This is a genomic window from Cellulomonas sp. Marseille-Q8402, from assembly GCF_965119525.1.
Map to the genome: position 1 here is coordinate 714,190 of NZ_CBCPLX010000001.1, position 25,880 is coordinate 740,069.

A 25,880-nucleotide genomic window follows, 5' to 3' on the forward strand; every position below is an offset into this window, starting at 1 on the left:
CCGTCCGCCGGGGGTCCGCCGAGCGCGCACCGACCGCCGGCACGTCCGGGACGGGTGAGGTGGACGCGGTCGTCGTCGGCGCGGGGCCCAACGGCCTCGCCGCCGCGGTGACCCTGGCCCGCGCCGGCCTGGAGGTCGTGGTGCTGGAGGCGCAGGACACCGTGGGCGGCGGCTCCCGCACCCTCGACCTGGGTCTGGCACCCGGGGTGCGGCACGACATCTGCTCGGCGGTGCACCCGATGGCGTGGGCGTCGCCGTTCTTCCGCTCGCTCCGGCTGCACGAGCGGCTGGAGCTGCTGACGCCCGAGGTGTCGTTCGCCCAGCCGCTGGACGGCGGGCGCGCCGCGATCGCGTACCACGACCTCGAGCGCACCGCCGCGGGCCTCGGCGCCGACGGGGACGCCTGGCGCCGCCTGTTCGGGCCGCTGGCGGCGCAGTGGCGGGACGTGGTGTCCCTGCTGCTCGGCGACCACCGCAGCGTCCCGGCGGGGGCCACGCCGCGGTCGGCCGTCACCGCCGCGCGGTTCGCGCTCGGCGCGCTGCGCAACGGCACGTCGGTGGTGCCGTCGCCCCTGCGCACCGAGGAGGCCGCGGCCCTGCTCACCGGTGTCGCCGGGCACGCGATCACGCCGCTCCCCTCCCTGTCCGCCGCCGGCACGGCGATGCTGCTGACCACGCTGTCGCACGCCGAGCACGGCTGGCCCGTCGTGCGGGGCGGGTCGCAGGCGATCGTCGACGCGATGCTCGCGGACCTGGTGCGCCTGGGCGGCCGGGTCGTCACCGGGCACCCGGTGTCCCGCCGCGCCGACCTGCCGCCGGCCCGCGCGTACCTGTTCGACACCGGGCCCCGCGCGGTCGCCCAGGTGTTCGGCGACGCGATGCCGCCGCGGCTGCTCCGCGCCTACGTCGGCTTCCGGTACGGCAACGCCGCCGCCAAGGTGGACCTGGTCGTGGACCGCCCGATCCCGTGGACGCACCCCGAGGTGCACCGCGCGGGCACCGTGCACCTCGGCGGGAACCGCGACCAGGTCGTCGAGGCGGAGGGCACCGTCGGGCGGGGCCGGCACGCGGAGCACCCGCTGACCCTGGTGTCCGAGCCGGCGTCGCTGGACACCGGCCGGGTCGCGGGCGGGCTGCGGCCCGTCTGGGCGTACGCGCACGTGCCCGCGGGCTCCGACGTCGACCCGACGGAGAGCGTCGTGCGGCAGATCGAGCGGTTCGCGCCCGGGTTCCGTGACACCGTCGTCGCGTCGCAGGGCACCCCCGCGGCCCGGCTCGCGGACCACGACGCCAACCTGGTCGGCGGCGACATCTCCGGCGGGGCGATCTCGGTGTGGAGCATGGGCACCCGCCCGACTCCGCGGCTGGACCCGTACGCCACCGGGGCGCCGGGGGTCTACCTCTGCTCCGCCTCCGCCCCGCCCGGGCCGGGCGTGCACGGGCTGTCGGGCTGGTACGCGGCGCGGCGTGCGCTGCGGCAGGTCTTCGGCCGGGCGGACGTCCTCGAGCCGGTCCGACCTCCTGGCGTCAGCCGATGACGCCCGCCGCGGCGAGCTGGTCCGCGAGCGCGCGACCGTCCGGAGCGTGCGCCGTGACCACCGCCGAGCGGTCCAGGTCGTCGACGGCGCGCCGCGTGGCCGGCGTCGGCCCGGGCAGACCGTTCTGCGCCACCTGCTCGCTCACGGACAGCTCGCGCACCGCGATCGCCGCGACCCGGCCCGGGTGCTCGGCGGCGAACGTCTCGTAGACCTGGGGGTCGTGCTGGCCGTTGTCGCCGACCAGGATCCAGCGCAGCTGCGGCAGCTCCTCGGCGAGGCGGCGCAGGGTGGCGGCCTTGTGGTCGCGACCGGAGCGGAACAGCGCGGTGCCGGTCGGTCCGAGGTCGGTCAGGAGCAGCGACCCCTGGGGCAGGCCGACCCGGTGCAGGAACCGCGCGAGCGCGCTGGCGGTGTTCCACGCGCCGGTCGACAGGTAGAAGACGGGTGCGTCCGGGTGCGCCGCGGTCAGCCGGCCGTAGAGCTCCGGCATGCCGGGGACCGGCTTGCGGCGCGCCTCGGACCGGACCAGGAAGTTCCAGGCGGCCAGGTGCGGCCGCGGCACCATCGTGACCAGCACCGTGTCGTCGATGTCGCTGACGATCCCGTGCGTCGCGGCGGGGTCGACCACCTGCACGGGCGCGGGGACGTCCTGGTCGCCGTCGACCGACAGGTAGACCGTCTGCCACCCGGACGGGAGCCGGACGTCCACCGGGACGTCGACGTACCCGGAGCGGTCGGTGCGCGCCACCTGCAGCTCGACGCCGTCCGCCCCCGGGGCGGTGCGGATCCGGACGTCGGCGTCGGGCAGCTCGGCGGAGAAGAGGTTCCGCCACCCGCGACGCGCCACGCTGCCGGGCGTCGGCGCGTCGGGCGCGGTCAGCAGCACCCGGGCGCGGACACGCACCCCGTCGACGGTCCCGTACGACGGGTACGCGACGACGCGCGGCGTGTAGCCGCGGCGGGCCAGGAGGCGGGCGACCGCGCGGTTGACGCGGTCCTCGGTGCGGGCGGCGAGCTCGGCGAACGTCGGCATCGCCCCAGTATCCCGAGGCACCCGGCCGCGCGCGCGGGCAGCACCCCGCGCGCGGCGGACACCTCGTCTCATCCCGTTCCGTCCTGCCCCGCGGCCGGCGGCGGGTGGCTACGGTGGCGGCTGCGGCGCGGGTCCTGACGCCGCAGCCCCTGCCCCAGAGGAGTCCCGTGCCCGCTCCCGACCGCCCCGCTCCCGACGCCGAGGTCGCGGGGGTGCCGGTCGACTGGTCGGCGTGGCGCGCGGCCCGGGACGCCGAGCTGGCGGACCCGTACGGGTGGCTCAGCCTCACCGCGCTGCACTGGCTCACCGCGGAGCCGACGGCCTACGACGACCTGCCGGGTCGCTGGTGGGCGGACACGACCGGGATCCACGTCGAGCCGGCAGCGGGCTCCGCCCCGACGCTGGACGGCACCCCGGTCACCGGGGCCAGCACCGTGTGGACCACGGCGGGCGGACCGGCCGGCGAGCTGCGGGACGGCGAGCGGCGGCTGGAGCCGGTCGGCCGCGGACCGCTCCACCGCGGCGTGCGCGTCCGGGACCCGCACGCCGCGGGCGTGCGCGCCTTCGACGGCATCCCGCACTTCGCGCACGACCCGGCGTGGCGGGTCGTCGGGACGTTCCGGCGGGCGGCCGACGGCACCGTCGAGGAGACGGGGTCGGTCGCGGGCGGCCTCCGCCACCGGCGCGACGTCGCCGGGCACGTCCGGTTCGTGCACGAGGGTGCCGAGCACGTGCTCCAGGTCGCGGGCGGAGACGAGCCGGCGATCTGGTTCCGGGACGCGACCAACGGCCGCGAGACGGCGGCGTTCCGGCTGCTGGTCGTGGAGCTGCCGGTGGACGGCCCGGCCCCGGCCGACGGCGAGGTCGTGCTCGACCTCAACCGCGCGCAGAACGCACCGTGCGCGTTCAGCGACCACGGCACGTGCCCGCTGCCGCCCGCGGGCAACGTCCTGCCGTTCGCGGTGCGCGCGGGCGAGCGCAGGCCCGCCGGGCGGTGACCCGGCAGGCCGCGGTCGGGTCGGCGGTCGGTCAGGCCGCGACGCGGCGGTCCAGCCGCCGGCCGTTCCGGTCGACGCGGCGGCCCTGGCCGGGGACGACGGCCCCCGGCTCGACGCGCGTCTCCGGCTCGACCACGGCGCGGGGCTCGAGGCGGGCCTCGGCCCCGACCTCCGCGCGCACGCCGACGGTCGCGCCGGCACCCACGCTGGCCCCGCGGGCGAGGTGCACGTGCGAGCCGACCGTGGCGGCCACCTCCACGCGTGCGCCGGGCTCCACCCAGCAGTGCTGCCCGATGCGGGCGCGTGCCTCCACGCGTGCACCGGGGTCCACCCACGCCGAGTCCGCGACGTAGGCGGTGTCGTCGACGACGGCTCCCTTGGCCACCAGACCGCCGCCGTTGCCGTGGCGCTGGTAGCGGACGACGGAGCCGTCCTCCTGCTCGAGGTCTTCGTATCGCTTCTTCATCCTGCCTTCCCAACGTCCGGCAATCCCGACATGTTCCCCGGATCACGAGTCTGCGCGCGGGACTGCCGTCTGGCGACCGCACCTGCGTTTGCCCCCGGAACCATGTTTGCTTCGGTCTGGGTTTACCCGTTTCTGTTGACTTGCGTGGGTGACCCGCGCCACAGTGGGCGGTGCCGGGCAGCGAGGCCCGGAGCGGTCGTCGTGACCGCCGGAGCTGGAGAACCTGGACGCCGTCGTCATGTACCCGCCGGAGCGCCACACGCTGATCCTCACGACCGCGCGCGCCGCCGGCCGGGTCGAGGTGCAGCAGCTCGCCGCGGAGCTGGACGTGACGCCCGAGACGGTGCGCCGCGACCTCACCGCCCTGGAGCGGATGGGGCTGCTCCGCCGCGTGCACGGCGGCGCCGTCCCCGTCGAGCGGATCGGCTACGAGCCGGCGCTGGCCCAGCGGGAGAACGTGATGGCGGCGGAGAAGGAGCGGATCGCGAAGGCCGCCCTGGAGGAGCTGCCCGACGGCGGCTCCGTCCTGCTCGACGCGGGCTCCACGACGGTCCGCCTGGCCGGGATGCTGCCGCCCGACCGCGAGCTGATCGTCGTCACGCACGCGCTGCCGGTCGCCTCGGCGCTCGCCGCGCTCCCCCTCGTCACGCTGCACCTGATCGGCGGCACCGTCCGCCGGCGCACCCTCGCCGCCGTGGGGACCTGGGCCGAGCAGGCACTGGCCGACGTCCGCGTCGACGTGGCGTTCCTCGGCACGAACGGGCTGACGGTCGAGGACGGGCTGTCGACGCCCGACCTCGCGGAGGCCGCGGTCAAGCGGGCGATCGTCGCCGCCGCGGCCCGGACCGTCGTGCTCACCGACCACTCCAAGATCGGCCGCACCGAGCTCGCCGTGGTGGCGCCGCTCAGCCGGGTCGACGCCGTCGTCACCGACAGCGGCGTCGCCCCGGAGCTCGCGGACGAGATCGAGACCGCAGGCCCGCGCGTCGTGCGGGCCTGAGAACCGCTGAAGGAGAGAGATGAAGGTCTTCCGCTTCTACGCCCCCGGCGACGTGCGCCTCGAGGAGGCGCCCGAGCCCTCGGCCGGTGACGGCGAGGTCAAGATCCGGGTGCGTGCCTGCTCGATGTGCGGGACGGACGTGAAGATCTCGACGTCCGGGCACCAGCGCATCGTCCCGCCGCGCGTCATGGGGCACGAGATCGCCGGCGAGGTCGTCGAGGTCGGCGCCGGCGTCGAGGGCTGGGCACCCGGCGACCGCGTCCAGGTGATCGCCGCGATCCCCTGCGGCGAGTGCGAGTTCTGTCGCGCCGGGGCGATGACCATCTGCCCGAACCAGGTGTCGATGGGCTACGACTTCGACGGCGGGTTCGCGCCGTACATGATCGTGCCGCCGGCCGTGCTGAAGGTCGACGGGCTGAACCGGATCCCCGAGGGCGTGTCGTTCGCGGAGGCCTCCGTCGCCGAGCCGTTCGCCTGCGCGATCAACGCGCAGGAGATCATCGACGTGCACAAGGGCGACACCGTCGTCGTGGTCGGCTCCGGCCCGATCGGCTGCCTGCACGTGCGGCTCGCCCGCGCCCGGGGCGCCGAGCAGGTCATCTTGGTCGAGCTGAGCCGCGAGCGCCTCGACCTGGCCGCTGCGGTGGTCCAGCCCGACGTCGCGATCTGCGCCGCCGAGGTCGACCCCGTCGTCGCGGTCAAGGAGGCGACCGGCGGTCGCGGCCCCTCGGTGGTCATCACCGCCGCCGCGTCGGGCGCCGCGCAGGAGCAGGCGCTGCAGATGCTCGCCCCGCAGGGCCGGCTCAGCCTGTTCGGCGGGCTGCCCAAGGACCGCCCCACCATCACCTTCGACTCCAACCTCGTGCACTACCGCGAGCTCGCGGTGTTCGGGGCCAACGGGTCCAGCCCGGAGCACAACCGCCAGGCGCTGGCGCACATCGCCGACGGGTCCGTCCCCGTCGCCGACCTCATCACCCACCGGCTGCCGCTCGACCAGGTCGCCGAGGGCATCGACGTCGTCCGCACCGGTGCGGGCATCAAGGTCACCATCGAGCCGTGACGGTCCCCCGTCACCCGTTCCACGAAGGAGCAGGTCAATGCCGATCCACTCCCTGCCGGGCCGCCGCGCCCGGCACGCCTCCCGGTCGGGGGCGTGACCATGTCCGCGACCACGGCCGCAGCGGCCACCACGCCCGGACCGTCCCGGGGCAAGCAGGCCCAGGTCCGCGTCCAGCGGTTCGGGGCGTTCCTGTCCGCGATGATCATGCCCAACCTCCCGGCGTTCCTGGCCTGGGGCCTGATCACCTCCCTCTTCATCGCCGTCGGCTGGCTGCCGAACGGCATCCTCGGCGGGTTCGGCAACGCCGACGAGCCGGGCAGCTGGCAGGGCGCGGCGACCGCGCTGGCCCTGGCCGAGGACGGCACGACCTTCCAGCAGTACGTCGGCCTGGTCGGCCCGATGGTGACGTACCTGCTCCCGATCCTGATCGCCAACGCCGGCGGCCGGATGATCTACAAGGAGCGCGGCGGCGTCGTCGCGTCCATCGTCGCGATCGGCATGATCACCGGCAGCACCGTGCCGATGTTCCTCGGCGCGATGATCGTCGGCCCGCTGTCCGCGTGGGTGATGAAGAAGGTCGACTCGATCTGGGCCGGCAAGATCCGGCCGGGCTTCGAGATGCTCGTCGACATGTTCAGCGCCGGCATCCTGGGCGCGGCCATGGCCGTCGGGGCGTTCTTCGGGTTCGCGCCGATCATCACGCAGGTGTCGGAGTGGCTCGGCAGCCTGGTGTCGACGATGGCGGACGCGCACCTGCTGCCGCTGATGGCCGTCGTGGTCGAGCCCGCCAAGGTGCTGTTCCTGAACAACGCCATCGGCAACGGCGTCCTGGTGCCGCTCGGCGCCCAGGAGGTCGTCGAGCAGGGCAAGTCGCTGCTGTTCCTGGTCGAGTCCAACCCCGGCCCGGGCCTCGGCATCCTGCTGGCGTACACGGTCTTCGGGGTCGGTGCGGCGCGCTCGTCCGCCCCCGGCGCCGCGGTCGTGCAGTTCTTCGGCGGCATCCACGAGGTCTACTTCCCGTTCGTGCTGATGAAGCCCACCCTGATCATCGCCGCCATCCTCGGCGGTGCGACCGGCATCGCGACGAACGTGGTGTTCGGCAGCGGCCTGCGCGGCCCGGCGGCGCCCGGGTCGATCATCGCGGTGTACGCCGCGACCCCGCGCGACTCGTTCGTCGGGGTGACCCTCTCGGTGGTGCTGGCGTGCGTCGTGACGTTCCTGGTGGCCGCGGTCATCCTGCGGGCGTCCCGCAAGCGCGACCTGGCCGCGGGCGGCGGCGACCTGGCCGCCGCCATCGCCCAGACCGAGGCGAACAAGGGCAAGTCGTCCTCGGCGCTCGACGCGATGTCCGCGTCCGTGGGCGCCGGCACCGCCACCACGGGCGGCGCGGGCCCGACGGACGGGGTGGCCGCCGAGGTCCGCCCGCTGCGCTCCGTCGTGTTCGCGTGCGACGCCGGCATGGGGTCGTCCGCGATGGGCGCCAGCATCCTGCGGGACAAGCTGAAGAAGGCCGGCCGGCCGGACATCACCGTGGTCAACAAGGCGGTCGCGAACCTGGAGGACGACGTGGACCTGGTCATCACCCAGCGCGAGCTGACCGACCGGGCCCGGCACAGCGCCCCGTCGGCGCGGCACGTGTCGGTCGACAACTTCCTGTCCAGCCCCGTCTACGACGACGTCGTGCGCGAGGCGCAGCAGCAGACCCCCGAGAGGAGCCCGTCATGACCGACCTGCTGGACGCGGACCTGATCGTCCCCGCGGGCCGGGCCACCACCAAGGAGGAGGCGATCCGCGAGGCGGGTGGCCTGCTGGTCACCTCCGGCGCGGTGGACCCGGAGTACGTGGACGCGATGCTCGACCGCGAGCGCACCATCTCCACCTACATGGGCAGCTACCTCGCCATCCCGCACGGGACGAACGAGGCCAAGGGCGAGATCCGGCGCTCGGCCATCAGCCTGGTCCGGTACGAGGCGCCGGTCGACTGGGACGGCCACCCCGTCCGGGTCGTGGTCGGCATCGCGGGCGTCGGCGGCGAGCACCTGTCGCTGCTGTCCCGGATCGCGCTGGTGTTCACCGACGACGAGCGGGTGCAGCGCGTCCTGGCCGCGGACACCCGCGAGGCCCTGACGTCGATCCTGCGCGAGGTCGAGCCCGTCTGACGGCCCGCTGTCGAGCGCGGCGAGCGCGCATCCCGCGGGGTGCGCGCTCGCCGCGTGGTGTGCGCGCACGACGGCACGCCTGGCTGTCGGAGCGGTGTCGGAGGGGTGTGGCACGATCGTCCGCGTGCCAGTGGAGCGTCCGGATCCCGCCCCCGGCGACTGGCACCAGGTGCTCGGCGGGCTGCTCGCCTGGGGCGACGCCGCCGAGCCGCCCGCCCGCTCCCGCCGCGCCGCGCTGCAGCTGGAGCTGCGCGAGCTGACGCCCCACACCCGCGAGCGCTGGAACGGGCCCGTGTCCCGCACCGCGGCCGCGCGCCGGGCGGGCGAGGACCCCGGCGGCGCGGTGGCGCTCGGCGCCCGCCCGGTGGTGCGGTCCGCGACGGGCTGGACCCGGGGCAACGTGACGTGGGCGAACATCCCGCACATGCAGGCCCGGCTCGACCTGGACCCGGACCAGCACCGCTGGTTCTGCCAGCTCGGGGCGCTGCACCGCGCGGCCGGGCCGCCCACGCCCGGCGCCGACGCCGCGTGGATGTACCTGGACGAGTTCGTGAACCCCGTGCTGTGGGAGCTGCTGCGCCAGGGCCGGGACCTCGGCATCGCCCTGGTCGGCTCCGGTGCCGGGGCGGACGTGCGGGTCGCGGACGCCGCCTGGCTGGGGCTCGACGTCGCCCGGGCGGACGACGGCGTGCGGGTCAGCGCCCGGCTCACGCTGGACGGGACCCCCGCCCCCGTGGCGCACGCGCACGCCATCGGCACGCACGGCCTCTACGTCGTCGACCCCGCGCACCCCCGGCGGGTCGTGCTGGCCCCGACCACCGAGCCGCTGGGGCCGCACCAGCTGGCGCTGCTCGGGCAGCACGCCGGCCGGACCGTCGCCGACGCGCTGCGGACGGGCGTGCTGGTGCCGGCCGCCGACTCCGAGGACTTCGTGCGCGACCACCTGCCGGCCCTGCGCGCGGGGCTGGACGTCGCCAGCGCCGACGGGACCGTGCCGCTGCCGCCGCCGGCCCCGCCGACGCTCGTGCTCACGGTCCGGCACTCCCCCGGCCACGCCGTCGACCTCAGCTGGCGCTGGGACGGGCACGCCCGGTCTGGCCCGGCTCCGGACCCGCGGCACCTCGTCCCGGGCGACCTGCTGCCGGGCGGGTGGCCCGAGGACGGGCTCCCCGCCCCGGTCACCCTCCGCGACGCCGACGCGGCCGACTTCGTCACCACCGCGCTGCCGCGCGTCGCCGCCCGGCCCGGCGTGCGCGTCGACACCGTCGGCACCGCGCCGGACTACCGCCTGCTGGAGGGCGCGCCGGTCCTGACGCTGACGGCGCAGCCGAGCGAGAAGACGGACTGGTTCGACCTCGGCGTCACGGTGACCATCGACGGCCGCACCGTCCCGTTCGGCCCGCTGTTCGCCGCGCTGGCGAAGGGCCGGCGCCGGATGCGGCTGGTCGACCACACGTACCTCTCGCTCGACCACCCCGCGCTCGAGCCGCTCGCCGCCCTGGTCGCCGAGGCCCGCGAGCTCGCCGAGTGGGAGACCGGGCTGCGGGTCAGCCGGCACCAGACGAGCCTGTGGGCGGACCTCGCCGAGCTGGCCGACGAGGCCGTGCCGCCGGACGGCTGGCGCGACCTGCTGACCGAGGCCGCCGGCGACGCCCCGCGCCCGGTGCCGCTCCCCCGCGGGCTGCGCGCCGACCTCCGCCCGTACCAGGCCGAGGGCTTCGCCTGGCTGGCGTTCCTGTGGCGGCACCGGCTCGGAGGGATCCTGGCCGACGACATGGGGCTCGGCAAGACGCTGCAGTGCCTCGCGCTGCTGCAGCACATCGCCGAGGAGCGCCCCGCCGACGAGCCGCAGCGCCCGTTCCTGGTGGTCGCGCCGACCTCCGTGACCCCGAACTGGGTGGCCGAGGCCGCGCGGTTCACGCCGGGCCTGGTCGTGCGCCGGGTGACCGGCACGGAGGCCGCGGGCGGCGCCACCGTCGCGGAGCAGGCCGCGGGCGCCGACGTCGTCGTCACCAGCTACGCCCTGCTGCGGCTCGACGCCGCGGCGTACCGGGCCACGGGCTGGGCCGGGCTGGTGCTGGACGAGGCGCAGCAGGTGAAGAACCCGTCGGCGCGGGTGCACCGCGCGGCCCGCGACCTGGACGTGCCCTTCGCGCTCGCGCTGACCGGGACGCCGGTGGAGAACTCGCTGACCGACCTGCACGCCCTGCTCGCGCTGGTCGCGCCCGGGCTGCTGCCGCCCGCCGCCACGTTCGCCCTGCAGTACGTCCGGCCGATCGAGGACGCGCGCGCCGGGATCAGCGGGGGTGCGGGGGCCGGCGACCTGCCGGAGTCGGCGGGGCGGCTGCGCGCCGCCCGGCTCGCGCGGCTGCGCCGCCGGGTCCGGCCGTTCCTGCTGCGCCGCACCAAGGACCTGGTCGCCGCCGACCTGCCCGAGAAGCAGGAGCAGACCCTCACCGTCGAGCTCGCCCCGGCGCACCGCGACGTGTACGACCTCTACCTGCAGCGGGAGCGGCAGAAGCTGCTCGGCCTGATCGAGGACCTCGACCGGCAGCGGTTCATCGTGTACCGCTCGCTGACGCTGCTGCGGATGCTCGCGCTGGACGCGTCCCTGATCGACCCCGCGCACGCCGGGATCCCGTCCGCCAAGCTCGACGCCCTGCTCGAGCAGCTCGACGACGTCGCGGCCGAGGGGCACCGGGCGCTGGTGTTCAGCCAGTTCACCTCGTACCTCGCCAGGGCCGCGGAGCGGCTCGACGCCGCCGGCATCCCGTACGTGTACCTGGACGGGTCGACGACGCGCCGGGCGGAGGTGGTCGAGTCGTTCCGCTCCGGCGACGCGCCGGTGTTCCTGATCAGCCTCAAGGCCGGCGGCGTCGGGCTGAACCTGACCGAGGCCGACTACGTGTTCCTCCTCGACCCGTGGTGGAACCCCGCGGCGGAGCAGCAGGCGGTCGACCGCGCGCACCGCATCGGGCAGGAGCGGCGGGTGATGGTGTACCGGCTGATCGCCGCGGGCACGATCGAGGAGAAGGTCGTCGCGCTGCAGGCCCGGAAGGCGGCGCTGGTCGACGCCGTGCTGGACGACGGGGACCTGTTCAGCACCGCCCTGACCGCCGACGACCTGCGCGGGCTCCTCGGCTGACGCCGGCCTCGGCAGGACCGGACGCCCGGCCTGTGGTGGAGTGTCTCCCGTGCCGCACCTCGACACCCCCTGGTCCGTCCTCGAGTCGGGTCTCGACCTGCACCAGCCCGAGGCGGCCGCGACCGTCCTGACCCTGGCCAACGGCTACGTGGGCGTGCGGGGCGTCCCCGACGAGCGCGAGCGGGGCGCCGGTCCGGGGACCCTGGTCGCCGGCGTGTGGGAGGAGTTCGACCACCAGTACGCCGAGCGGGCGTACGGCTACCCCACGGTCGAGGAGCGGCTGCTCCCGGTGGTCGACGCGTGGGCCGTCGGCTGGTCCGTCGACGGGCACCCGCTGGAGGGCCACCCGGACGACGCGCCCCGCGGCACCCTCACCGAGCACGACCGGGTCCTGGACCTGCGCCGGGGGCACCTGGACCGCGCGTCGCGGTGGACCGCGCCGTCCGGCGGGACGGTCGCGGTGACGAGCAGGCGGTTCGTGTCCCTGGTCCGGCGCGAGCTGGTCGCCACCCGGTGGCGGGTGCAGGCCCACGACCCCGTCACCCTCGTCGCCCGCCCGGTCCCCGGCTGCCGGCACCGGGACGAGGTCGAGCCCGGGTCCGAGCGCGAGCCCGGGGTCCGCACGCTCTCCTGCCGGCACGACCCCGGCGGCTCCGCGGTGCACCAGCGGGCCGTGCGCTCCGGGCGGGAGCTGGTGGTGCGCACCGCCCACCGGGTGGCCGCGTCCGACGGCGTCGAGCCGGCCTGGCGGCCGGGCCCCGACGGCGCGACGCTCGTCGCGGACCTCGCGGCGGGCGACTGGGTCGAGCTCACGGTCCTGGCCGTCCACGCCGCCGGGACGGACGCCGACGCCCTGCACGGGCACGCCGACGTCGTGCTGCGCGCCGTCGAGGACGCCGGCTGGGACGCCCTCGTCCGCGAGCACGAGGACGAGCTGGCGGCGGTCTGGGAGCGCGGCGACGTGGTCGTCGACGGCGACGACGAGATGCAGCAGGCCGTCCGGTACGCGCTGCTCCAGGTGGTGCAGGCGTCCGCCCGCGTCCGCGGCGCCGGCGTCCGCGCCAAGGGCCTGTCCGGCGTCGGGTACGAGGGCCACACGTTCTGGGACTCCGAGGCGTTCGTGCTGCCCGTGCTCGACCACGTGCTGCCCGGCGCGGCCGCGGACCACCTGGCGTGGCGGCACGCGACGCTGCCGCTGGCCCGCGAGCGCGCGGCGGAGCTCGGGCTGCCGGGCGTGACGTTCCCCTGGCGCACCATCAGCGGCCGTGAGTGCTCCGGCTACTGGCCCGCGGGCACCGCGGCGTTCCACGTCAACGCGGACATCGCGTACGCCGCGGCCCGGCACGTGGCGGTCACGGGCGACGAGGTGTTCGCCCGGGACGTCGCCGCCGACCTGGTCGTCGAGACCGCCCGGCTCTGGGCCGGGCGGGGCCACCACACGCCCGAGGGCTTCCGCATCGACGGCGTCACCGGCCCGGACGAGTACACCGCGGTCGTCGACAACAACGCGTTCACCAACCTGATGGCCCGGGAGAACCTCCGCGCGGCGGCGGCCGTGTGCGAGCGGCACCCCGAGGCCGCCGGCCGGCTGGGGGTGACCGGCCCGGAGCGCGAGGCGTGGCGGCGGGCCGCCGACCGGATGATGATCCCGTACGCCGGCGACCTGGGCGTGACCGAGCAGCACGAGGGGTTCACCCGGCACGCGCACTGGGACTTCGGCACCGCGGAGACCGCGCGGTACCCGCTGCACGACCACGTGCCCTTCGTCGAGCTGTACCGCCGGCAGGTGCTCAAGCAGGCGGACCTGGTGCTCGCCCTGCACCTGGTCGGCGACGGCTTCGACGTCGAGCAGAAGCGTCGCGACTTCGGCTACTACGAGTCGATGACGGTGCGGGACTCGTCCCTGTCCGCCCCGGCGCAGGCGGTCGTCGCGGCCGAGGTGGGGCACCTGGACCTGGCCTACGCCTACGCACGGGAGTGCGCGCTGATCGACCTGTCCGACCTGCGCGCCTCCACCGAGGAGGGCCTGCACGTCGCGTCGCTGGCCGGGGCGTGGACGGCGCTCGTCGCCGGGCTCGGCGGGCTGCGGCACGACCACGGCGCGCTGCACCTGGCACCGCGGCTGCCGCGGCGGCTGACCCGCCTGGCGTTCACCGTGCTGCAGGGCGGGGCGCGCGCCCGGGTCGACGTCCGCGCGGACGAGGTCACGTACCGCCTGGTGGCGGGCGACGACGTGCGGCTCACCCACCACGGGCACCCGGTGCACCTGACGGCCGAGCGCCCCGAGCAGGTCCGCCCGGTCCCCCCCACGACCGAGCACCCGGCCCCGCCGCAGCCGCCGGGGCGCCGTCCCGTGTTCGACGAGACCTGACCCGCGGCGACCGGCGTCGGCCCCACCTGGCCAGCGGCCTCGCACGCGCGGGTGCGCGCCGGTCGCCTCCCGGGGACGGTTCTCACCCCGGCGGCGCAGCGTCCCGGGCCGGAGGTGCCACGCCCGTCACCCTGCCCTCGCCGTCGGTCGTGTACCGGCCCCGCGACAGCTCGACCAGCACGAGCCGGTTGCCGAACGGGTCCGCCACCACCGCCACCCGCCCCACGGGCAGGTCCCGTGGCGGCTCGACCAGCCGCCCGCCCGCGGCGGCGAACCGCTCGGCAGCCGCCGCGACGTCGTCGACCAGCCAGTCGGGCTCGTAGCGCAGCCCGGTGGTCAGCACCAGCTCGGTCCCGCCCTCCCGCAGCCCGAGCCCCGCCTGGCCCCGCGCGTCGTCCCGCCACAGGAGCCGGTGCCCGAGCGCGCCGACGTAGCAGGCGATCCCCGCGTCGAGGTCCGGCACGGGGACCGTGACCGCGTCGACGGCCCGCAGCACGGCCCCCGTCGACGTCAGCCCGGCCGCGCGCAGCTGGTCGTCGAGGTCGAACACCTGGGGCAGGTACGCGAACCCCTCGTCGGGACTGCCCTCCCCGGCGAACAGCGTGGCCATCTCGGCCTGCCACCGGGCGTTCACGTCGGTGGCGGCGATCCGGGCCTGCGCGAGGTCCATGTCGTCGGCCTCGACGTACCCGACGAGCGTCCCGGTCTCGCTCAGGAACAGCGCGTACCGGCGCCAGCCGGCGTCCCGCAGCGCGACGAGCATCTCCGGCCACACGGCGGCGTGCCGGCGGCGGTAGGCGTCCAGGTGCCTCGGGTCGACCTGGGACAGGAAGCAGTAGCGGGGCATCGTCCCGCCCTCAGAAGTCGAACTCCCCGATGTTGTCGGCGTTGAACCGGTACGGGTCGCCGAGCAGCACCGTCGCGTCCTCGCCGACCGTGAACTCGCCGAGGTCGCCGGCCTCGAACGTGTCGCCGTCCTCGCCGGTGATCGTGCCCTCGACCAGGGCGTCGGCCGCGTACGCCGCGAGGTAGCCGAGGTCCTCCGGGTTCCAGAGCGCGAACTCGGTGACCGTGCCGTCCTCGACGTACTCGCGCATCTGGTTGGGCGTGCCCAGACCGGTGAGCGCCACCCGGCCCTTGGCGTCCGACGTCGACAGGTAGCGCGCCGCAGCGGCGATGCCGACGGTGGTCGGCGAGATGATGCCCTTGAGGTCCGGGTGCGACTGGAGCAGCGCGGCCGTCTTGTCGAACGACGTCTGGTCGTCGTCGTTGCCGTAGACCGTGTCCACCAGGGTGATGTCCGGGTGGCTCTCGAGCTCGGTCTCCATCAGCTCGATCCACGCGTTCTGGTTGGTCGCGTTGGCGCTGGCGGACAGGATGGCGATCTCCCCCGCGTCGCCGATCTGCTCCGCGATCATGTCGACCTGGACCTTCGCGATGCCCTCGGCCGTCGCCTGGTTGACGAAGAGGTCGCGGCACTCGGGGTCGGTGTCGGAGTCGAAGGTGACGACCTTGGTGCCCGCACCGCGGGCCTCGTCGAGGGCGTCGCACAGCGCCTGCGGGTCGTTCGCCGACACGACGAGGGCCGAGGTGCCCTGCTGGGCCGCGGTGTTGATGAACGGCACCTGCGCGTCGGGCGTGGCCGTGTCCGGCCCGACCTCGGAGAACGAGCCGCCGAACTCCTCGGTCGCGGCCTGCCCGCCGCGGGTGCTGGTGTCGAAGTACGGGTTGCCGAGGTTCTTCGGCAGGAACACGACGGAGACGTCCCCGCCCCCGCCGGAGCCGGTGTCGCCTCCGGTCGACCCGCTGTCGTCGTCGCCGGACGAGCACCCCGCCACGGCGAGCGCGGCGCTCAGGGTCAGCGCGGCCAGCACGGCCGGCCGCTTGGTGGTGAGCTTCATCGTTCTTCCTCCCTGCGGGTGGGTGGTGCGGGGGTGTCAGATCGAGGTCGGTCGCGGGGCGGGCCGGCGGGCGCCTGCGGCGGCCGGTGGTGGGGAGCGGCGCCGGCGCACGCGCCGCCCCAGCCAGCCGCCGACGCTGCCGGAGATGACGGACAGCACCAGCAGCGCGCCGATGATGATGTTGATGACGTTGACGGTGACGCTCTCCAGGCGCAGGGCGCTGGAGATGACGCCGATCAGCAGCACGCCGGCGAGCACGCCGTGCAGCGCGCCGCGGCCGCCGAAGATCGACACCCCGCCCAGCAGCACGGCGGCGACGACCTGCAGCTCCATCCCCGTGGCGTTGTCGCCGCGCGCGCTGCCGTAGCGGAGCGTGAAGAACACCCCGGCGAACGCCGAGACCGTCCCGCTGAGCACGAACAGGACCAGCTTGGTGCGCGCGACGGCGACCCCGGAGAAGTGCGCGGCGTCCGGGCTGAGGCCGATGTCGTAGACACCGCGGCCGAACGTCGTGCCGTGCAGGAGGACCGCGAACACGACCGACAGCACGACGACCGGCACCAGCACGAGCGGGAGCTGGGAGTCCCCGATCCGCGCGGTCGCGAGGTCGGTCCAGCGGTCCGGGAAGTCGGTGACGGCCCGGGTGCCGAGCAGCCCGACGGCGACGCCGCGGTACAGCGCGAGGGTGCCGATGGTCACCGCGAGCGACGGCAGGCCGCCGTACGCGACCAGCGCGCCGTTCAGCGCCCCGCAGACCGCGCCGACGGCCAGGGCGACCGCGGCCGCGGACGGCACCGGCAGCCCGGCGTCGACCAGCAGCCCCACGGTGACGCTGCTCAGCCCGACCACGCTGGCCACCGACAGGTCGATCTCCCCGGTGATGATCACCAGCGTCATCGGCAGGGCGATCAGCAGGACCGGCGCGGTGTCGAGGACCAGGTACGGCAGCGTCAGCGGGCTGCTGAAGCTCGGCACGGCGGCGGTGGCGTACAGCACGACCAGGACCAGCAGCGCGACGACCGCCGACTCCCGGGTGAGCAGGACCCGCTGCCAGAGCGGCCGCGCGTGGGCGGGGTAGGTGCGGGTCACCGGGCCTCCCTCGCCCGGACGAGCCGGCGGGCGGTGCGGACCGCGAGCACCCGGTCGAGCACGATGGCGCCGAGGATCAGCAGCCCCACCACCGCCTGCTGCCAGAAGTCGGAGATGCCGAGGACCGGCAGCGCCCGGTTGATCGTGACCAGCAGGACGGCGCCGATGGCGGCGCCCCACACGGTGCCGCTGCCGCCGAAGATGGCGACGCCGCCGATCACCGCGGCCGCCACGGCCTGCAGCTCCAGCCCGAGCCCGGCGCCCGAGCTGATGGTGCCGTAGCGCGCCGCGAACAGGACGCCGCCCAGGCCCGCGAGCGCCCCGCAGAGCACGAACGCGCCGATCACCCGGCGCCGGACGGGGAGACCGAGCAGGACGGCGGCGTCGGGCTCGGACCCGATCGCGTAGACCTCCCGCCCGCCGCGGGCCGTGCGCAGGTAGTACCCGACGACGACGAGCACCACGGCGGCGATGACGGCGAGCACCGGGACCCCGAGCACGGAGCGCGTGCCCAGCGCGAGGAACCCGCGGGGCAGGTCCGACGCGTTGACCCGGTCGCTGCCGGCCCAGGTCAGGACGATGCCGCGGTAGATGTAGAGCGTGCCGAGCGTGATGACCAGCGCCGGGACCCGGCCCAGCGCCACCAGCAGCCCGTTGACCAGCCCGAGGACCGCGCCCGCCGCCAGGCCGACGACGAACGCGACGACGACGGGCAGGTCCGGTGCGGCGATGAACAGCCGGCCCGTGAGGTAGGCGCAGAGCGCGAGCGTCGACCCGACGGACAGGTCGACGTTGCGCGTGATGATGACGACCGCCTGGCCGATCGCGAGCAGGACCAGGATCGACGGCGTCAGCAGCAGGTCGCGCCAGCTGTTGGCGCTGAGCAGGAACGAGCCGGTGCGGATCGTGGCGGCCGCGACCACCAGCACCAGCACGATCGCGATGGCGAGCTCCCGCGACCGCAGCACCGTGCGCACCGCGCGGCGGGTCGGGGAGAGCCGGCTGGGCTCGACGAGCTGCTCGGTCACGGCTGGTGCTCCAGGGTCGCGGTGGCGGCGTGCATGACCGCCTCCGCGGTGGCCTCGGCCCGCGGCAGGTCGGCGGTCACGCGACCCTCGGCGACCACGAGCACGCGGTCGGCCATCCCGAGCACCTCGGGCAGCTCGGACGAGATCATCAGCACCGCCATGCCCCGCCCGGCCAGCTCGGACAGCAGCCGGTGCACCTCGGCCTTGGTGCCGACGTCGATGCCGCGGGTCGGCTCGTCGATGATCAGCAGCGTCGGCTCGGTCGCCAGCCACTTGGCGATGACGACCTTCTGCTGGTTGCCGCCGCTCATCGTGCTGCCGCGCATGTCCAGCGCGCTGGTCCGGACCTCGAGCCGGGCGGCCCACGGCTGCGCGGCCAGGTTCTCCCGCGCACCGGTCAGCAGCCCCCACCGGGAGATGCGCGACCGGATCACCGCGGTGACGTTCCGGGCGACCGTCGACCCGGTGACCAGGCCCTGCTGCCGGCGGTCCTCCGGGACCAGGGCGATGCCGGCGCGGACCGCCGCGCGGGGGTCGGCCGGCGGCACGGGCGTCCCGCGCAGGCGCACGCTGCCGGACTCGTAGGCGTCGACCCCGAACACCGCGCGCGCGATCTCGCTGCGCCCCGCACCCACCAGCCCGGCGAGCGCGACGACCTCCCCGGCGCGCACCGTGAACGACACGTCCCGGAACACCCCGGCCCGGGTCAGCCCCTCGACCTCCAGCACGACGTCCCCGACCCGGGCCGCGGTCTTCGGGAACAGGTCGTCGACGGTGCGGCCGACCATCTGCGTGACGATCTCGCCCACCGACGTGCTCGCCGTCGGGGACGTGGCGACGTACTCGCCGTCGCGCAGCACCGTCACCGTGTCGCACAGCTCGAACACCTCGTCGAACCGGTGCGAGATGAACACCAGGGCCCGGCCCTCGTCGCGCAGGCTGCGCGCGACCTGGAACAGCCGGCGGACCTCGACGCCGGACAGCGCGGCGGTGGGCTCGTCCATCACGAGCACCGCGGCCTGCAGGGAGATCGCCTTCGCGATCTCGATGATCTGCTGGTCGGCGATCGACAGCCCCTCGGCCGGCCGCAGCGGGTCCAGGTCGACGCCGAGCCGCGCGAACAGGGCCGCGCTCTGCTCCCGCATCGCGGCCCGGTCGATCCGCCGGCCGCGCCGGAGCGGCTGCCGGCCCATGGCGATGTTCTCCATGACGCTGAGGTCGGGGAACAGCGTCGGCTCCTGGTAGATCACCGCGACGCCCGCGGCCCTCGCCTCGGCGGTCGACCCGAAGTCGACCTCGACGCCGCCGAGCCGCACCGTGCCGCCGTCGCGACGGTAGAGGCCGGACAGGATCTTGACCAGCGTCGACTTGCCGGCGCCGTTCTCGCCGACGAGCGCGTGGATGGACCCGGCCTCGACCCGCAGCGAGGCGGAGCGCAGCGCGACGACCGGCCCGAAGGCCTTGCGGACCTCCACCAGCTCCAGCGCGGGCACCCCGGGTGCGCCGGTGCTCGACGTCATGCGACCTCCTGGCGACGACACTGTCGTGAGGCGTGCGCTAAAACGATTCAACCTGCTGTGCGAGCACACTAGGCCCGGGCGCCGGGCCCCGTCAACGACAACGGCACGACCCGCCGGCACGGCTGCCGGGCCCGCGGTCCGCCCAGGTCGCGGCGGCGCCGGCGGCTCAGCGCAGGTACTCGGCGGCGGCCGCGCGGACCGCCTCGCCGACGCGCTCCAGCGCCGCGGTGCGCACCGTCCACTGCTGCCAGTGCAGCACCACGTCCACGTACCGCCCCGGGTCGATGTCGACGAGCGTGCCGTCGCGCTCCCCCGCCCGCGCGTCGGCCTCCGGCAGCATCCCCCAGCCCAGGCCCAGCCGGACGGCGAGCACGAAGTCCGCCGACGACGGCACGTGGTGCCGCGGCGGCAGCGCCGGGTCGGCACCCCGCCCCCGCAGGTAGCGGTCCTGCAGGTCGTCCTTCCGGTCGAACACCACCAGGGGCGCCGTCGCCAGCGCCGCGGGCGTCGGCCCGTCGGGCAGCTGCTCGGCCAGGCGCCCGGCGGCCATCATCGGCCGGTAGCGCAGCACGCCCAGCCGGTGCGACGTGCAGCCCTGCACCGGCACCGCCGCCGTCGTGATCGCGGCGACCACCGTGCCGTCGCGCAGCAGGTCCGCGGAGTGGTCCTGGTCCTCCCGGTGCAGGTCGAGCATGATCTCGTCGGCCAGCGGGGCGAGCGCCGGCAGCACCCAGGTGCCGAGCGAGTCCGAGTTGACCGCGATCGGCAGCCGGGGCCGGCCCGTCCCGCCGGGAGTCACCGCGGCGCGCGCCTCCGCGGCCAGGCCGAGCACCTGCCGCGCGAGCCGCAGGTACACGGCCCCGGCCTCCGTGACGCCCGCCGGCCGGGTGCGCCGGACCAGCACCTGGCCGACCGCGGTCTCGAGGGCGCGGATGCGCTGGCTCACCGCCGACTGCGTGAGGTGCAGCGCGTCGGCGGCGGCCTCGAACGACCCGGCGTCGACGACGGCGAGCAGGGCGCGGAGCTGCGGGAGGTCGACCTCGGCCATGAGCGCGACCCTACCGACCCGCGCGCCGCGAGCCGTGGGACCGGCCGATCACCGCAGGACGACGACCTGGTCCCCGCTGCGCCCGTACAGGCCGCCGGCCTGGGTCCACACGAGGTCGACGCCGTCCGGCAGCGGGGTCGTCCAGGCCCGGCGCCCGTCGCCCAGCGCGTAGGCGGCGAGGACGCGGTCGCCCGTGTCACGGACGCGCTCGGTGCGCAGCAGCGCGGTGCCGTCGGTCATCAGCCGGCCCGCGTCGCCGGGCTCGCCGGGCGTCGACCAGGTCCGCTCCCCGGTCGCGACGTCCACCGCCCACACCTCGGTGCTGGTGCTGCCGTAGAGCACGCCGTCCAGCAGCAGGTGGTTGGTCGCCACGCTGCCGCTGCCCCCGCGCTCCCAGACCACCGCTCCGGTCCGCCCGTCGACGGCGCGGAGCAGGCCCAGCGGCGAGCCGTCGAGCACCCGGACCAGGACCAGGTCACCGGCGCTGCCGTCGTCGGGCACCATCTGCAACGCCTGGCCCTCGGCCTCGGCCGTCCCGGTCCCGTCCGCCCCGAGCAGCCGGGTGCGGCTGCTGCCCTGCACGTCGACGAGCTGGTCGCCCCGGACCACGAACAGCGCCGGGCCGCTCGCCTCGAGGTCCCCGGACGCGGGGTCGAGCGACCACGTCCGGGTCAGCCCGCCGACCAGCAGGTGCCCGCCGACCGCCTGGAGCACCGGCCCGGACCCGCCCGCGGACCCTGCCGGGTCGGGCACGGCGGAGCGCCAGCGCAGCTCGCCGGTGCGGGCGTCGGTCGCGACCAGCTCGACGGACCCGGTGCCGGTCGTGGCCACGACGACGCTGCTCCCGACCGCGAGCGCGACCGAGCCGAGCGGCAGCGGCTCGCTCTGCCGCACCGACCGGTCGGCCAGGTCCACGCGGACCAGCCGCGTCGGCTCCGCACCCACGGCGTCGGGCGCACCCGCGTCCGCGACCGTGCACCAGAGCAGGCGGGCCGGCTGCTCGCCGCTGCTGCACGCCGGGACGACCGCGTGCCCGGACTCCGACGGCGGGCCGGCGACGGCGAGCCGCCACACCTCCGTGCCGCTGCCCGGGTCGAGGCCGACGACCTCGGTCGGCTCGCCCGGGTCGGGCTGGACGGCGCCGACCCACAGCCCGTCCTGCGCGCGGATGCCCTCCTCCAGCACCTCCGCCGCGCCGGGGCCACCCCAGGTCGTGGCCTCGAGCGGCGCCGTGATCGTCTCGTCGATCACTCCGGGCGTGGCCCGCAGCCGCTCCGCCAGGGCCTCGGCCCGCGAACCGTCCAGCGCCTGCCACGCCGTGAGGCCGACCACCACCGCGACGGGGACGGGCCACCACCGGCGCACCCGCACGAGCCGGGCACGGCGCGCGGCCGCCTCGCCCGCCGCGTCCTCGGCACCGCCGGCACCACCGCGGTCCGTGACGTCGACGAGCTCGACCTCCGCCATGCGGTCGGCGCGCATGGGACGACGGTAGGCCGCGGCGCGCCGCCGGGCGCGCGGGATGCCGAGGCCCGCAGCCCGCATCAGTGTTGCTGATCGAACATCAAGAACGTGCGTTGGACTGATGCGCTGGTGCCTGTCTACCGTCGTGCCGTGCCTGCACCTCTGCTCTCCGCGCTCACCGGGCTCGCGTTCGGCCTGTCCCTCATCGTCGCCATCGGCGCCCAGAACGCGTTCGTGCTCCGCGTGGGTCTGCGCCGCAGGCACGTGCTCCCCGTGGTGGCCGTGTGCGCGGTCTCGGACGCGCTGCTGATCGCCGCGGGCGTCGCCGGCCTCGGCACGCTGGTCGACCGCGCCCCGGTCGTCCTGACCGTCGCCCGGGTCGGCGGTGCGGCGTTCCTCCTCGGCTACGCCGTGGTGGCGGCCCGCCGCGCGCTGCGCCCGGGCGCCGCGCTGACCCCGGACGACGGTGAGGCGCCCGCGCGCGTCTGGCCGGTCGTCGCGACGTGCCTGGCGCTGACCTGGCTGAACCCGCACGTCTACCTGGACACCGTCGTGCTGCTCGGGTCGGTCGCCGGGACGCACGGGGCCGAGCGGTGGTGGTTCGGGGGCGGCGCGGTGGTCGGCAGCCTCGTGTGGTTCACGGCGCTCGGCTACGGCGCGCGCCTGCTCCGGCCGCTGTTCGCGCGGCCCGGCGCGTGGCGGGTGCTGGACGGGGTGATCGCGGTGGTGATGACCCTGATCGCCGTCAGCCTGCTGCGCGGGCTGTGACGCGGCGCCGTCGCACCAGGGCGGTGACGCCGTAGACGCCCACGACCACGACCACCAGGCCGGCGGTGGACAGCAGCTGCCCCCGCGCCGTGCCGTCGGCCAGCATCAGGACCACGAGGCCGGCCAGGGCGGCGAGCGTCGCCCACGTCAGCCACGGGTACGCCCACATGCGCAGCGGGAGCTCCTCGCCCCGCGCCCGCGCCTCGGCCTCCAGCCGGGGGCGCAGCCGCAGCTGCGCCACCGCGACCAGCACCCAGACGACCAGCAGCGCCGCCCCGACGGCGTTGAGCAGGAGGCCGAGGAGGGTGTCGGGCAGCGCCCGGTTCAGCACCACGGCGACCACGCCGAACGCCACCGACACCAGCACGGCCACCCACGGGACGTCCCGGCGCGACACCCGGCGCAGGACCGCGGGGCCGTCGCCGCGCCCGGCCAGCGAGTACGCCATGCGGGACGTGGCGTAGACGTTGGCGTTGAACGCCGAGAGCAGCGCGACCACGACCACGACCTCCATCAGCCGCGCCGCGCCGGGCAGGCCGGCGACGTCGAGCACGGCGACGAACGGGCTGTCCCGGAGCACCGGCGCGTCCCACGGCAGCACCAGCACCATCAGCGCGACCGAGCCGATGTAGAACAGCAGGATCCGCCACAGGATCGTGCGGGTCGCCCGGCCCACCGCGTGCTGCGGGTCGCGCGCCTCGGCCGCGGCGATCGTCACGATCTCGATCCCGCCGAACGCGAAGACGACCACCAGCAGCCCGGCCGCCACGCCGCCGGACCCCGCGGGCGCGAACCCCCCGTGGCCGAGCAGGTTCGTGGTGCCGACCGGATCCGTGCCGGGCAGGAGACCGAGCACGAGCAGCACGCCCACCACGAGGAACGCCACGATCGCGACGACCTTGACCAGGGCGAACCAGAACTCGAGCTCGCCGAACCGGCGCACCCCCGCCAGGTTCACCGCCGCGAACACCGCCACCACGGCCAGCGCGACGCCCCACTGCGGCACCCCGGGGAACCAGCCGGCGACGATCTGCGCGACCCCGGTGATCTCGGCACCGAGCACCATGATCAGCGTGAACCAGTAGACCCACCCGAGCGTGAACCCGGCCCACCGGCCGAGCGCCGCCTCGGCGTACACGGAGAACGACCCGCTGGCCGGCATCGACGACGCCATCTCCGCGAGCATCCGCATCACCAGCACCACCAGTGCGCCGGCGACCGCGTACGAGACCAGCACCGCCGGCCCGGCGGTCGCGATGCCGACACCGCTGCCGAGGAACAGCCCCGCGCCGATCGCGGACCCGAGGCCCATCATCGTCAGGTGCCGGGTGCGCAGGCCGTGGCCGAGCCGGTCGGCGGGCGGGGCACCGGACGCGGTGGGCACGGCCGGGGCGGCGGACGGGGGGCGGGCGGGACGGACGTCATGGCGCGGTGGTGCTCCGGAGCAGGGTGCGGGGACCCGGTCACGCTACCCGCCCCCGGGCGTCACTCGCCGCGGCGGCCGGGCCGGCGGAGGTGGGGGCGGCGGGCGGGCGGGCCGGTGCGTGCGGGGGCCGACGGTGCCGACGGTGCCGAGGGTGCCTCGCCGTCGAGCTGGTCGAGGTGCGCGTCGACGTGCTGCCCGACCTCGGCGGCCAGCTGCGCGGAGACCTGCGCGGTGAGCGCCTCCCGCGCGCGGCGCCGCTCGGCCCGCAGCACCGCGGTGTGCTCCGCGTGCAGGGCCCGGGACGTGGCCACGACCATGCCGATCATGACGACGCTGAACGGGAGCGCGATCAGCACCGCAGCCGTCTGCAGCGCGGACAGCCCGCCGGCGAGCAGCAGGGCGATCGCGAGCACGCCGCCCAGCGCGGACCACACGATCCGCAGCGGCGTCCGCGGGTGCGGGTCGCCCCCTGCGGCCAGCATCGACACGACGAGGGCGCCGGAGTCGGCCGAGGTGATGAAGAACAGCGCGATCAGGATGATCGCGCCCGCGGACAGGACCGTGCCGCCGGGCAGGCCCGTCAGCACGTCGAACAGCGCGTTCTCGGGCACGACCTCACCGCCCGGGCCCACCAGCCCGCCCTCGCCGAACAGCTGCCGGTGCAGGGCGGTGCCGCCGAGCACGGAGAACCACAGGAAGCAGACGATCGTGGGGACCAGCAGCACGCCGCCCACGAACTCCCGCACGGTGCGCCCGCGGGAGATCCGGGCGATGAACACGCCGACGAACGGCGACCAGGAGATCCACCAGCCCCAGTAGAACGTGGTCCACGAGGCCTGCCACGCCTCGCCCTCCGCGCCGGCGTAGGCCGAGACGTTGAACATCAGCGGGACGACGCCCGCCAGGTACGCGCCGATGGACTGGACGAACTCCCGCAGCAGGAACAGCGTGGGGCCGAGCAGCAGCACCGCGACGAGCAGCACGCCCGCGAACGACACGTTGATGTTGGACAGCCACTTCAGCCCGCGGTCGAGGCCGGAGACCACCGAGAGGGTGGCCAACCCGCTGATGACCACGATCAGCACCACCTGCAGGCCGACGGAGGACGGCACGATGCCGATGTGGTCGAGCCCCGCCGTGATCTGCAGCACCCCGAGCCCGAGGGACGTCGCCACGCCGAAGATCGTGCCGACGACCGCGGTGATGTCGATCGCGTCGCCCAGCCGGCCGCGCACCCGGTCCCCGAGCAGCGGCTCGAGCGCCCACCGGATCGACACCGGCCGGCCCTTGCGGTGCACCGTGTACGCCAGCGCCAGGCCGACCACGACGTAGATGGCCCAGGCGCTCAGGCCCCAGTGCAGGTAGGTCTGCGTCATCGCGGTCTGCGCGAGCTGCTCCGGCGTGCCCGACACGCCGGGCTTCGGGTTCGCGTAGTGGCTGAGCGGCTCGGCGACGCCCCAGAAGACCAGCCCGATGCCCATCCCTGTCGCGAACAGCATGCCGAACCACGTGCCGAGGCGGTACTCCGGCACGTCGTCGTCCTGCCCCAGCGTGATGTCGCCCCAGCGGCCGACGCCGAGCCAGACGGCGAAGGCCACGAACCCCGCGACGATCAGCACGTAGTACCAGCCGAAGGCGCTGATCACGTCGGACTGCACGCGCTCGACGACCGTGCCGGCGGCGGCCGGGAACGCGATCGTCAGCCCGGAGACGACGAGCACGACGGCCGCGGACCCCCAGAACACGGCGCGCGAGGTCCCCCAGGGGCCTCGGCCCGTGGTGGGGCGGTCGGTCGTCGGCACGCTCGGCGGAGCGGTCGGGGTCGTCACAGGCACCTCGTGGATCGGGTCGGGACGTGGGTCGCGA

20 protein-coding genes are annotated in these 25,880 nt (G+C 75.7%); 9 read left to right on the forward strand and 11 right to left on the reverse strand.

Features of this window, described 5'->3' with window-relative positions; all coding sequences use genetic code 11:
* Positions 1 to 59: 59 nt before the first annotated feature.
* The gene (locus ACWPWW_RS03400) at positions 60 to 1,538 is read left to right on the forward strand and encodes a phytoene desaturase family protein (protein ID WP_454050386.1); all 1,479 of its coding nucleotides are present in this window, start codon (positions 60 to 62) and stop codon (positions 1,536 to 1,538) included.
* Here ACWPWW_RS03400 and ACWPWW_RS03405 read toward each other — a convergent pair.
* On the reverse strand, positions 1,528 to 2,571 hold the full coding sequence (locus ACWPWW_RS03405) for an App1 family protein (RefSeq protein WP_454048938.1): 1,044 nt from the start codon (positions 2,569 to 2,571) through the stop codon (positions 1,528 to 1,530). The two genes, ACWPWW_RS03400 and ACWPWW_RS03405, sit on opposite strands and share 11 nt — an antisense overlap.
* A 167-nt stretch (positions 2,572 to 2,738) precedes the next feature.
* On the opposite strand from ACWPWW_RS03405, the gene ACWPWW_RS03410 reads away from it, so the two are divergent.
* Positions 2,739 to 3,569: a DUF1684 domain-containing protein gene (locus ACWPWW_RS03410; protein WP_454048939.1), complete on the forward strand. Its 831-nt coding sequence runs from the start codon at positions 2,739 to 2,741 to the stop codon at positions 3,567 to 3,569.
* Between the two features lie 31 nt (positions 3,570 to 3,600).
* Here ACWPWW_RS03410 and ACWPWW_RS03415 read toward each other — a convergent pair whose 3' ends face one another.
* Positions 3,601 to 4,035: a transferase gene (locus ACWPWW_RS03415; protein ID WP_454048940.1), complete on the reverse strand. Its 435-nt coding sequence runs from the start codon at positions 4,033 to 4,035 to the stop codon at positions 3,601 to 3,603.
* Between the two features lie 238 nt (positions 4,036 to 4,273).
* Between ACWPWW_RS03415 and ACWPWW_RS03420 the strand changes: the two genes are divergently transcribed.
* From ACWPWW_RS03420 to ACWPWW_RS03445, 6 genes are all read left to right on the forward strand, one after another.
* Positions 4,274 to 5,035 (forward strand): DeoR/GlpR family DNA-binding transcription regulator, encoded by a 762-nt coding sequence (locus tag ACWPWW_RS03420; RefSeq protein WP_454048941.1) that lies wholly within the window; start codon positions 4,274 to 4,276, stop codon positions 5,033 to 5,035.
* A 19-nt stretch (positions 5,036 to 5,054) separates the two neighbouring features.
* Complete coding sequence (locus ACWPWW_RS03425; RefSeq protein ID WP_454048942.1) at positions 5,055 to 6,095, forward strand: zinc-dependent dehydrogenase; 1,041 nt, start codon at positions 5,055 to 5,057, stop codon at positions 6,093 to 6,095.
* A gap of 99 nt (positions 6,096 to 6,194) precedes the next feature.
* The gene (locus tag ACWPWW_RS03430) at positions 6,195 to 7,820 is read left to right on the forward strand and encodes a PTS mannitol transporter subunit IICB (RefSeq protein WP_454048943.1); all 1,626 of its coding nucleotides are present in this window, start codon (positions 6,195 to 6,197) and stop codon (positions 7,818 to 7,820) included.
* Positions 7,817 to 8,254 carry a PTS sugar transporter subunit IIA gene (locus ACWPWW_RS03435; protein ID WP_454048944.1) on the forward strand — a complete coding sequence of 146 codons (438 nt, stop codon included), beginning with the start codon at positions 7,817 to 7,819 and terminating at the stop codon, positions 8,252 to 8,254. Before ACWPWW_RS03430 ends, ACWPWW_RS03435 begins: the two co-directional genes overlap by 4 nt.
* A 124-nt stretch (positions 8,255 to 8,378) precedes the next feature.
* Entirely contained in the window at positions 8,379 to 11,399 is a 3,021-nt protein-coding gene (locus tag ACWPWW_RS03440; RefSeq protein WP_454048945.1) for a DEAD/DEAH box helicase, read from the forward strand.
* Between the two features lie 49 nt (positions 11,400 to 11,448).
* Positions 11,449 to 13,770, forward strand: coding sequence for a glycoside hydrolase family 65 protein (locus tag ACWPWW_RS03445; protein ID WP_454048946.1), 2,322 nt, complete (start codon positions 11,449 to 11,451; stop codon positions 13,768 to 13,770).
* Positions 13,771 to 13,852: 82 nt separating this feature from the next.
* On the opposite strand, the gene ACWPWW_RS03450 is transcribed toward ACWPWW_RS03445, so the two are convergent.
* The 7 genes from ACWPWW_RS03450 to ACWPWW_RS03480 form a co-directional block, all read right to left on the reverse strand.
* On the reverse strand, positions 13,853 to 14,617 hold the full coding sequence (locus ACWPWW_RS03450; protein WP_454048947.1) for an L-rhamnose mutarotase: 765 nt from the start codon (positions 14,615 to 14,617) through the stop codon (positions 13,853 to 13,855).
* A gap of 10 nt (positions 14,618 to 14,627) precedes the next feature.
* Positions 14,628 to 15,671, reverse strand: coding sequence for a rhamnose ABC transporter substrate-binding protein (rhaS, locus tag ACWPWW_RS03455; RefSeq protein ID WP_454048948.1), 1,044 nt, complete (start codon positions 15,669 to 15,671; stop codon positions 14,628 to 14,630).
* Between the two features lie 36 nt (positions 15,672 to 15,707).
* On the reverse strand, positions 15,708 to 16,760 hold the full coding sequence (locus tag ACWPWW_RS03460) for an ABC transporter permease (protein ID WP_454048949.1): 1,053 nt from the start codon (positions 16,758 to 16,760) through the stop codon (positions 15,708 to 15,710).
* Positions 16,757 to 17,788, reverse strand: coding sequence for an ABC transporter permease (locus tag ACWPWW_RS03465; RefSeq protein ID WP_454048950.1), 1,032 nt, complete (start codon positions 17,786 to 17,788; stop codon positions 16,757 to 16,759). The genes ACWPWW_RS03460 and ACWPWW_RS03465 overlap by 4 nt, the downstream gene beginning before the upstream one ends.
* Positions 17,785 to 19,308 carry a sugar ABC transporter ATP-binding protein gene (locus tag ACWPWW_RS03470; RefSeq protein ID WP_454048951.1) on the reverse strand — a complete coding sequence of 508 codons (1,524 nt, stop codon included), beginning with the start codon at positions 19,306 to 19,308 and terminating at the stop codon, positions 17,785 to 17,787. The genes ACWPWW_RS03465 and ACWPWW_RS03470 overlap by 4 nt, the downstream gene beginning before the upstream one ends.
* A gap of 166 nt (positions 19,309 to 19,474) precedes the next feature.
* Positions 19,475 to 20,356 (reverse strand): LysR family transcriptional regulator ArgP, encoded by an 882-nt coding sequence (locus tag ACWPWW_RS03475; protein WP_454048952.1) that lies wholly within the window; start codon positions 20,354 to 20,356, stop codon positions 19,475 to 19,477.
* 48 nt (positions 20,357 to 20,404) lie between these two features.
* Positions 20,405 to 21,838 carry an outer membrane protein assembly factor BamB family protein gene (locus ACWPWW_RS03480; RefSeq protein ID WP_454048953.1) on the reverse strand — a complete coding sequence of 478 codons (1,434 nt, stop codon included), beginning with the start codon at positions 21,836 to 21,838 and terminating at the stop codon, positions 20,405 to 20,407.
* A 132-nt stretch (positions 21,839 to 21,970) separates the two neighbouring features.
* Between ACWPWW_RS03480 and ACWPWW_RS03485 the strand changes: the two genes are divergently transcribed.
* The gene (locus ACWPWW_RS03485) at positions 21,971 to 22,588 is read left to right on the forward strand and encodes a LysE/ArgO family amino acid transporter (protein ID WP_454048954.1); all 618 of its coding nucleotides are present in this window, start codon (positions 21,971 to 21,973) and stop codon (positions 22,586 to 22,588) included.
* On the opposite strand, the gene ACWPWW_RS03490 is transcribed toward ACWPWW_RS03485, so the two are convergent.
* Together ACWPWW_RS03490 and ACWPWW_RS03495 are read right to left on the reverse strand one after the other, a co-directional pair.
* Entirely contained in the window at positions 22,566 to 23,972 is a 1,407-nt protein-coding gene (locus ACWPWW_RS03490) for an amino acid permease (RefSeq protein WP_454048955.1), read from the reverse strand. The two genes, ACWPWW_RS03485 and ACWPWW_RS03490, sit on opposite strands and share 23 nt — an antisense overlap.
* 101 nt (positions 23,973 to 24,073) lie before the next feature.
* On the reverse strand, positions 24,074 to 25,843 hold the full coding sequence (locus tag ACWPWW_RS03495; RefSeq protein WP_454048956.1) for a BCCT family transporter: 1,770 nt from the start codon (positions 25,841 to 25,843) through the stop codon (positions 24,074 to 24,076).
* Between the last annotated feature and the right edge of the window lie 37 nt (positions 25,844 to 25,880).

Coding starts and splice junctions, on each gene's coding strand:
- ACWPWW_RS03420 (WP_454048941.1), top strand. CDS start 4,274: ATGTACCCGCCGGAGCGCCACACGCTGATCCTCACGACCGCGCGCGCC.
- ACWPWW_RS03430 (WP_454048943.1), top strand. CDS start 6,195: ATGTCCGCGACCACGGCCGCAGCGGCCACCACGCCCGGACCGTCCCGG.
- ACWPWW_RS03435 (WP_454048944.1), top strand. CDS start 7,817: ATGACCGACCTGCTGGACGCGGACCTGATCGTCCCCGCGGGCCGGGCC.
- ACWPWW_RS03470 (WP_454048951.1), bottom strand. CDS start 19,308: ATGACGTCGAGCACCGGCGCACCCGGGGTGCCCGCGCTGGAGCTGGTG.
- ACWPWW_RS03405 (WP_454048938.1), bottom strand. CDS start 2,571: ATGCCGACGTTCGCCGAGCTCGCCGCCCGCACCGAGGACCGCGTCAAC.
- ACWPWW_RS03480 (WP_454048953.1), bottom strand. CDS start 21,838: ATGCGCGCCGACCGCATGGCGGAGGTCGAGCTCGTCGACGTCACGGAC.
- ACWPWW_RS03415 (WP_454048940.1), bottom strand. CDS start 4,035: ATGAAGAAGCGATACGAAGACCTCGAGCAGGAGGACGGCTCCGTCGTC.
- ACWPWW_RS03425 (WP_454048942.1), top strand. CDS start 5,055: ATGAAGGTCTTCCGCTTCTACGCCCCCGGCGACGTGCGCCTCGAGGAG.
- ACWPWW_RS03475 (WP_454048952.1), bottom strand. CDS start 20,356: ATGGCCGAGGTCGACCTCCCGCAGCTCCGCGCCCTGCTCGCCGTCGTC.
- rhaS (WP_454048948.1), bottom strand. CDS start 15,671: ATGAAGCTCACCACCAAGCGGCCGGCCGTGCTGGCCGCGCTGACCCTG.
- ACWPWW_RS03450 (WP_454048947.1), bottom strand. CDS start 14,617: ATGCCCCGCTACTGCTTCCTGTCCCAGGTCGACCCGAGGCACCTGGAC.